General features: G+C 61.7%; 6 protein-coding genes. 4 read left to right on the top strand and 2 right to left on the bottom strand.

Features of this window, described 5'->3' with window-relative positions:
* The 3 genes from CAPSK01_RS00370 to CAPSK01_RS00360 all read left to right on the top strand — a co-directional run.
* Positions 1-588, top strand: a 588-nt coding sequence (locus tag CAPSK01_RS00370; protein WP_034920854.1) for an ABC transporter ATP-binding protein, incomplete at its 5' end; no start/stop codon positions are given.
* A 24-nt stretch (positions 589-612) separates the two neighbouring features.
* The gene (locus CAPSK01_RS00365; protein ID WP_273702797.1) at positions 613-861 is read left to right on the top strand and encodes a hypothetical protein; all 249 of its coding nucleotides are present in this window, start codon (positions 613-615) and stop codon (positions 859-861) included.
* 380 nt (positions 862-1,241) lie between these two features.
* Positions 1,242-2,957 (top strand): HAMP domain-containing protein, encoded by a 1,716-nt coding sequence (locus CAPSK01_RS00360; protein ID WP_034920849.1) that lies wholly within the window; start codon positions 1,242-1,244, stop codon positions 2,955-2,957.
* A gap of 86 nt (positions 2,958-3,043) precedes the next feature.
* Here CAPSK01_RS00360 and CAPSK01_RS21285 read toward each other — a convergent pair whose 3' ends face one another.
* Positions 3,044-5,617, bottom strand: a complete 2,574-nt coding sequence (locus tag CAPSK01_RS21285; RefSeq protein ID WP_273702796.1) for a PHB depolymerase family esterase — start codon at positions 5,615-5,617, stop codon at positions 3,044-3,046.
* 269 nt (positions 5,618-5,886) lie between these two features.
* Here CAPSK01_RS21285 and CAPSK01_RS00350 point away from each other — a divergent pair, with 269 nt between their 5' ends.
* Positions 5,887-6,594, top strand: coding sequence for a glutathione S-transferase N-terminal domain-containing protein (locus tag CAPSK01_RS00350; RefSeq protein ID WP_034920847.1), 708 nt, complete (start codon positions 5,887-5,889; stop codon positions 6,592-6,594).
* 32 nt (positions 6,595-6,626) lie between these two features.
* On the opposite strand, the gene CAPSK01_RS00345 is transcribed toward CAPSK01_RS00350, so the two are convergent.
* Positions 6,627-6,990: hypothetical protein (locus CAPSK01_RS00345; protein WP_273702795.1), on the bottom strand; the 364-nt coding region annotated here is incomplete at its 5' end.

The following is a 6,990-nucleotide window of genomic DNA, read 5'->3' as shown; positions in this document are numbered from 1 at the left end:
CGGCCGGAGCGCGCGGCGGCGATCGCCGCCGTCCTGCAACAGGTGGGCCTTGATCCAGCCGCCGCCGGACGTTACCCGCACGAGTTCTCGGGCGGGCAGCGGCAGCGTATCGCGATTGCCCGCGCGCTGGCGGTACAGCCCGACCTGGTGATCTGCGACGAGCCGACCTCGGCGCTTGACGTTTCGGTGCAGGCGCAAATTCTCAATCTGCTCTCCGACTTGCAGGTCGATCTCGGGCTCGCCTACCTGTTCATCACCCACAACTTCGCCGTCGTCGATCATCTGGCGCACGCCGTGGCGGTGATGTACCTGGGCCGTATCGTCGAACAGGGAACAGTCGATGAAGTGCTGCGATCGCCACAGCACCCTTACACGCGCGCCCTGTTGTCCGCCGTGCCGAGTCCGCGCCTGGAGGCACAGCCGGAGTTCATCCGCTTGCCGGGAGAAATCCCCTCGCCGGCCAATCCGCCAGGCGGCTGCCATTTCCATCCGCGTTGCCGGCAGGCCAGTGCCCCCTGTCGCGAACGCTATCCCGGGACGAGCACGCTGTCAGCCACCCATACGGTACGCTGTCACCTGTATCCCTAGCGTTATTCACGCCAGCATTCAACGATGCGTGAAAACCGGTACGATAGCGCGATGGAAATCTGGACACGCCCCGATGGCCGCTTCTATTGCTTTGAGCTGGGCCATGACCTGTTCGGCCTCGCCGTCGTCGTCTATTACGGCGGTTATCGCCGATCGAGAGTCCGGATCGTTGCGGTCGACAGCACCACGGACGGTGAAAAACTGATGGCCATGATGGCGGCACGGCGGGCAAAACACGGCTACCAGCGCGTCGACGAGTCACCCCCTGCGTAGTCTCTTATGACATTCCCCCGCAGCCTTGGTCTCATTTGTCTCTATTGCGCGAATGATCCTGAGCTGTTGAAAGCGGTTGGAAAGGGCATGAAAAACGGGAGTGAACCGGACTTCGTCACGACAGATCAGATATACTTTTCCATGTAGCGCCTTGTCGCTTGTTGACGCTGGCGGCAAGGCACCCGCGCAAACGAGCTGGTGTAGCCCTTCACCCGTCCCCCTAGCGGTCATGGCAATTTGAGACACCCCGGATCATGAAAGCCCTGACCGTTTTCCCCACCCCCAGACTCCCCTCCCAAGCGCGGGAGAGGAAAGACTCGTGAGTTGCTGACGCCACTTCCGCACAAGAAACGACAGCGCTCACCAACCAGGAGCGAAATGTGGAAAAGGTTTGGAGTCAATTCCGGATCGGCGAGAAGATCGGGCTCGGCTTCGCCGTCGTCGGCCTGCTGTTCGTCGGCGTCGTCTGGCATTACCACCAGACCCTGCAGTCGGTGCTTGGTGACTATCAGCAACTCCAAAGCGTCTTCGAAGTCCGCAAATCGCTGGCTCTCGAAATCGAAATCGAGATGGCGGCCGCACGCGATGCAGAGAAAGACTTCCTGCTCCAGCGCCGGGAGCACTTCGCCGAAGATGTCGATCAGCATCTGCAGGTCATGCGCGCCAAGGTGGCAGCACTGGCGGCTGTGGATCAACACTCCCGGCAAACGGCCGAACAACTCCAGAGGCTACTGACCACCTATCAGGAAAATTTCCGTGCCGTCGCCGAGGCCTGGCGAAGCATCGGGCTGGATGAAAACTCCGGCATCCAGGGCGCTTTCCGCCAGAAGGTCCATCGCCTGCAGGAATTGTCCGCACAGTACTACGTCGACCCGCTGTATACCATTCTGCTGCAGATTCGTCGCAGCGAAAAAGACCTGGCCTTGCGCCACGATCCGGCTTACCGGGATCGGGTTCGAATACTGATCCAGGAGTTTCGCCAACTCGTTCAGGGCTCAGGGCTGCAGGCAACGGTGAAACAAAAACTGCTGTCCGAGCTGGTCGTCTACGCCAGAACCTTCGAACCCTATGCCGACAACGCACTCAAGACCGCTGACGTCGGGGGGGGCATGGGACCGTTCCGGGATGCGGCACATCGCATCGAGGCGATTCTCAGGGCCCATCACGTCCCCCATCTGGAAACCAACATCTTCAAGCTCCGACGGCATGAGAAGGATTTTCTGCTTCGCGGCGATGAGGCCTACGTCACGATGTTGGTGGAAATGGCCAGGACGATCCGTTCCCAGATCGCGGCATCTCCACTTTCCGAGACCGACAAGGCGCTCCTCGCCGGCCTGTTGCTCGATTACCAGCAGGGTTTCCTGCTGCTGGTAGCGCAGCGCGCCAGCATCATGACGCTGACCAGGAAGGTGGACGCTGCCGCCAGGCAGATTGCTCCGCTGATCACGGCCAACGTCGATCAGGCCAACCAGATGATGGCCGCCCGCGTCGAGGCCATCGCCGAATCCTCGCGGGCCAGCGTCCACCTGGGCCTGATCGCGATGTACGGCGCGCTTGCCTTCGCACTGATCTTCGTGATCACCCTGACCACGCGCATCGTTCGCAAGGTCCGGCAAATGGCCGGTCTGCTCGACGACCTCGCCTATGGCGCGCCAACCGCGCGTGTCCTGGCGGTGCCCGGCGGGCGAGACGAAATCAACGCCATGGCGGAATCACTGAACGCGCTGCTCGAACATCGGGCCAACTTCCTCGACTGTTGGAAAACGTCGATGAACGAGATGATTGCCCAACGCGAGCTCGAGCACGCCCATAGCGCAGCAGCGCGAGATGAAATGATCACCGAGCTGCGCGCAGCCACCATCGCCAAGGTACAGCAACTCAACGCAATCCGCGGACGCCTGCTGCATCATGCCGAACACATTGTCGAAATCCATCAGCGGCTGCGCTCGGCCCCTGGCGACGTCACGACTGACGACGTACAGTCCCTCGAACACGCGGCCCAGGGCATGGTGACGCTACTCGAAATCCTGACGGTTGACCACGGAACCCATCCCGAGAGCGCACCCGGGGCCGCCGATCAGATCGTTTCTGCCTGACTCCATGGGTATGGCAAAGGACGATCTTTCCCGGCACACCCCCATGATGCAGCCGTATCTTCAACGTGTCGGAGTGGGATCTGCGCTCAACAGCAGGCCAGATCGACCGCGTTGTGAATCATGATCTGGTCCACCCAGGCCTTGGCGTAAACCGTGCTATAGCTATTCGAACAGGCAGCCACTTCAAGGGTCAGCGTTACCGTACGGTTGGCAAAACGTTCCAGATCGATCGCCGCCTGGCGCAGCCACTCGGTTTCCTGGTGGACCATGCCGATGGCGGTGACCTCGTCAACCACCTGGCCATCAATCAGAACCCGGAAACTCGCGCTGGTGTAATCGTTGACCCCGGCGTTGAGATCCAGTCGCCGCACGTAGCTTAGCTCAGGCTGCGAACCCAGTTTGATCCGCCGAGAAATCGACTGCGCCCGTGCGCCAAGGGCACCGCGGTCTCCTGACGAGGCGTGGCCGTAGAGCATCGAGCCCCCCCGAAAGGCGCGCGGATCGTCAAGCAGCAGTTCCCATCCCGATCCTTCCCAGCCAGATGTTTTCAGCATCGCTTCGGGAGCTGCCGAAGCCGACCGCTGCGAGATGCCCTTCAATACACCGGCAGCCTCCAGCGCCGTCGAAATGATTCCCGGAACGTCGATGCCAAGCGGCGCCTTGCTGTCCGATCGGCGACTGCTGGTACCCGGCTTGAGCAGGCCGGCCGCTTCCAGCGAGGCCGAAATGATGCCATGCACGTCGAGGCCGAATGGCCGGCTGGCCCCGGAACGCTGCTCCTGTGTACCGGAGGCGTAGTCTTCCGGCCCGGTTTTCTGCGTGGCGTCTTCTTTGCAGGTACGCTGCTGACCAAGGTCGATCGTGCGGGCACTCCCGGCAGTCGACGCACGGGCAGATCGCCCTGCTTCCTGCCCCGCCGTGGCCGGGTCACGCACACTTGCCGGGCGCTCGGCAAGGAGTCCCCAGAAGTCGGCAATCCGGTGCGTCGAAGAAATTCCGACGGCGTTGAAGAACGGGGCTGCCGTGCCGCACTGATGGGGCTCGGCACCGGGGTCCAGGGCCGCACCGTGTGTCATGCCGGTGACCGTATAGGACTCGATCAGTTCGGCGCCGCCGGGTCCCTGCCAGACCCGGCGCGGGTAGCCATCGACCATCATCTGGATCGTCGGCTGCAGGTCGAGGCCGTGGATGTCCGCCCATTGCTTGATGGTTTCTTCGGCATTGACCGGCTTGACGGCGGTGTCGGCGTCGCCATGCCAGACCGATACCTTCGGCCATGGTCCTGGGTGCGGCGATGCCGCCCGCACCAGTTCACCCCACTCCCTGGGCGAACGCGAACGTCCCTGGAAGATGCTTTCGAGGCCCTCCCGCAAGCCCTTGGCGGTACGGTAGGGCACGCCGGCAATCACCGCGCCGCCCGCGAACACCTCCGGATAGGTCGCCAGCATCACGTTGGTCATCGCCCCGCCAGACGAGGTGCCGGTGACGTAGACCCGGTCGCGATCCAGGCCGTAATCGCTGAGCATCCGATCGACCATCTGTTTGATCGACAAGGGTTCCCCGTTTTCGCGATGATGGTCTTCCGGCTTGAACCAGTTGAAACAACGGAGTGGATTGTTGTTCCAGTTCTGCTGCGGGAACAATACCGCAAAGCCGTAACGGTCGGCCAGGGTGGACCAGCCGCTGCCCTTGTTGTATGAAGCCGCGCTCTGCGTACAGCCATGCAGGACGACCACCAGCGGCGCGTTCGCCGGCAAGCGTTCGGGAACATGGCAGTACATCTTCAATTCGCCGGGATTCGACCCGAATGCGGTGACTTCGAGCAAGCGGTTCTCTTGCGCGTCCACCTGCTCCGACCAGGCTTGCACCGCGGTCAGCGCCGACAGCAGTTTCTCCCAGCGACTTCCGTGCGGCGTCTTCGCCGCGAGTTCTGCCATCTTCTTGATGGCGGCCACTTTATGGCCCAGTTTGTTCAACATTGGCGTACTCCTGTCATCGGACAAGGTGGTCAACAGACCGATCTCGATCAATTTCCGGACCGGCAAGAAAACGGTGTGAAGGAGGCCCGGATCGACCACTCCACCACGTTGGGGATCAAGCCAGGCCGGCGGAGCAGCGTCCGGGGCCAGGCCATAGGTATGACTGATCACGGCGCGCCGGCCTTGCCAGCAAGCGCTGAATTGCAGCGAGGCGACCGGGCAGCCGCGGTTGATCCAGACGCCAAACAGCTCGCTGGCAACGATCGACCGCGTCTCCTCGGCGCAAGCCAGTTCCAGCAGACCAGCCAGCGCCTCACCAAAGGACAGTCCATCCAGGCGGATCAGAAATTCGGGACGCTGTTCGGCTTCTGCAGTGACCATCGCCGGACCAAAGAGCACTCGCGGCGCGTTGCCGCCCGCTGCGACCGCGTTCGCTCGCAGATCGGCATAACAACGAATGGCCTCAAGAGTCTGCGACTGTTGTGGTGCCGCCATGGCCCCGATCAGCAGGTGCGCGGCGTATTGTGGGCTCGCCGGCGGCGAGCCGCGCCCTCGCGGTCCAGGAGCGACCAGCCCCCCGGTGACCATCAGCGTGACGCGGAAGCGCAGATCGCGCCGCGACTCGCCGAGAATGTCGGCGAGTCGTTCGCTGAATTCATAACGTGCCAGTCCATTTGCCATGCAGCAACGATAGCACACCTCATTCAGGATTGCACCTAATTATTTAGTAAGTGACGTAAATTAATTTTATGGTGATTCGCTGGCTACCGGATTGCCCGCCGCAGCGGGCGGAATGAGCAGCCGCAAGCAGGCTGACCTCGCCGGTTCCGGTTCGCAGCCGAAATCTTCGCGCCCCCAATGGCGCGAAGATTGTAAAATTCGTGAACCCCCGCCTGCTTGCCACCTGAATTGGGTCTCGGCCCTGCCCAGAAATCTACGAAGCGCAAAGAATGATCGACCTATACACTGCTGCAACTCCCAACGGGCACAAGATCTCGATTGCCCTTGAGGAACTCGCCCTGCCCTACACGATGCACACGCTGAACCTGTCAAATAACGAACAAAAACAACCATGGTTTCTGGCCATCAATCCGAACGGTCGAATTCCCGCAATCGTCGATCGTGCTGAAGACGATTTCGTGGTCTTCGAATCCGGCGCCATCCTGCTCTACCTGGCGGAAAAAACCGGCCGTCTGATACCCGACGACCCCAAAGGCCGCTCACGGGTCGTGCAGTGGCTGATGTTCCAGATGGGCGGGATCGGACCGATGATGGGCCAGGCCAACGTCTTCTTCCGTTACTTTCCGGAGAAGATCACCGTCGCGATCGATCGCTATCAGGGTGAATGCAGGCGACTTTTCCGGGTGCTCGATGGTCATCTCGAGAAGCACGAGTTCCTCGCCGGCGACTACTCGATCGCCGACATCGCCAACTGGGCCTGGGTACGTACGCATCGCTGGTCAGGCGTGGACATCGATGACCTGCCGCAGCTACGACGCTGGCTTGAACAGATCCGCGCCCGCCCGGCGGTGCAGAAAGGCATCAATACGCCGCCGTCAGCGATTGATCGCGACGCCGACGACGAGCAGACGCGGCAATTCTCCGCAGAAGCGCGCCGGATGGTCGAAATGGGTCAGTCGCGCCAGGGGGGTGTCTGAGGCAATGGGCTGCGACCACCATGATCCGGGCATCATTGCTGCCGAGGGCTGCCGATGGCCCGCATCTCCTGGTCGAGTTCGACCGCTGCCACACCGCGAACGGTTTTCAGCGTACTGATGGCAGCGCGCGCAACGCTGCCGGAAATGATGCCCACCGTGGGCAAGACGCCCGAAACCTTCATCCCGGCGAGCGTCAGAGCATCCGCCACCGTCTGAATCGATTCCAGATGCTGGTCATCAATCGTGACGATCACGGCGTCAAGCAGATCCTCGTTCATTTCGCCTCCCTTCCCTCCAACCATCGGTAACGCCCTGACTTGCGGCAAACCCGCATAGACTGACACAAGGAGGCAATCGTCGGCAAGTGATGCGAAGCGATCCTGCGGGTTGGCACAT

Source organism: Candidatus Accumulibacter vicinus (genome assembly GCF_000584955.1).
GTDB classification, from domain to species: Bacteria; Pseudomonadota; Gammaproteobacteria; order Burkholderiales; family Rhodocyclaceae; genus Accumulibacter; species Accumulibacter vicinus.
Note: the sequence above shows the minus strand (reverse complement) of the source record. Positions and strands in the feature narration are given on the sequence as shown.